The 1,484-nt window shown below is 43.5% G+C and carries 2 protein-coding genes; both read right to left on the bottom strand.

What is annotated here, in order from left to right; genetic code table 11:
• Window positions 1–900: sodium-coupled multidrug efflux MATE transporter VmrA (gene vmrA, locus R7Q47_RS24255; protein WP_318089758.1), on the bottom strand; the 900-nt coding region annotated here is incomplete at its 3' end.
• A 57-nt stretch (window positions 901–957) separates the two neighbouring features.
• A complete protein-coding gene (locus R7Q47_RS24250) occupies window positions 958–1,371 on the bottom strand; it encodes a MarR family winged helix-turn-helix transcriptional regulator (protein WP_005481594.1) in 414 nt (137 codons plus the stop codon).
• Window positions 1,372–1,484 lie beyond the last annotated feature (113 nt).

Genomic DNA, 1,484 nt, shown 5'->3' with positions numbered 1-1,484 from the left:
TCGTGCGCCATGGTTGTAGCTCACCAAAGGCTGCATACCATTGGCAATGCCTTCCGCCACGAGGTAATAGACCGTCACAATATAACCTAAAATGGCGTAAGCGCCGATCAAAAGCGGGCTGCCGTATTGTGCGAATAACGCGTTGTGCAGAGCTACCATCGTAGAGCCATAAGCGTACATAAAAAAGCTGGATGTCCCGATAAGCACAATTTTAGGAATAGCATCCAATTGCACTTTCAACTCTCTAAATGTTAGACGTAACTTCGCTTTAGAAGAGAAGAAGTAGCCCACACCTAGCACGGTGACAACCATCTGTGCCAATGCGGTCGCAATAGCCGCTCCTGTTAGCTCCCAGTTCATCCAAGCAATGAAAACATAGTCCAACACAATGTTAATGATTGCACCTATCACCATCAAAATTGTGGCTAAGTTAGGGCTGTTGTCGTTACGTAGCAAGAATGGAACCGCAATAGAGCCAAGTGAAAAAATACACGCGACGATTAGTATCTGGAGATATTGCAAGCCCAACTCATACACTCGCCCCTGAGCGCCTTGCCAACGAATAAAGTCATCAGCAAAGAAAAACAGAATCGTTGCGACAATAGGCATCAAGGCCAACAAAAATAGCAAGCCTGTGGTTAAGACCCGTTTCGCACCTTGTTGATCTTGCTCTCCTTGCTTGATGGAAGTCAGGGCTCCCGTTCCCACACCAACCATCATCCCTATTCCCAGAATGCTACCAATCACTGGCCAAGCAACATTGATGCCCGCCAATCCGTCAGCGCCAACGTAACGGCCAATAAAAATACCGTCGACGACTTGGTACAGCCCATTGACCAACATGGCTGCGACAGTTGGAATGGTATATTTCCAAAACTGTTTATAAATGGAGTTTTGCATGATTCTCACCAATAGTTAGCAAAGCTAACTAAATAGTTAAATAAATGAATTTTTGAATTAATTTCCAAGCGCTTTATTGAGTAGCGACTGCAATTGTTTGGCTTCTTGTTCGTTTAGCTTTAGCATCATTTGATCCGAAATATCCTTATAAACAATTTGCTCTAAAGACATTTTTTCAGCGACATCTTCCGTCAGTAAGACACGCTTTGCGCGAGCATCTTCATTGCAAGCAATACGCTTCACTAACCCTTTCTTTTCTAAACGCACCACCATATTGGAGGCAGAAGGTTTGGTTACCTGTAACTCGTCGGCAAGATCAGTAATACGAACGCCTTCAGGAAACACCTGAATTACGCGTAAGTAATCAAATTCGTTAAAGCTAAGATGAGACAATGGATCTTCTTTAGCGTAAACACGCCAAGCTTTGGCGCAAAAACGCTCCAAATCGATCAAACTCTCTTCTAAGGCCATAAAGATTCACCAATTAGTTAGCAAGGCTAACTATTCTAAAGCGAGTTATCTCAATCATCAAGCGTAAAAAAGCCGCTTATGGAAGCGGCTTTATCATTATTGCTGTTCTTGTT

Source organism: Vibrio sp. Vb0349 (genome assembly GCF_033338975.1).
Note: the sequence above shows the minus strand (reverse complement) of the source record. Positions and strands in the feature narration are given on the sequence as shown.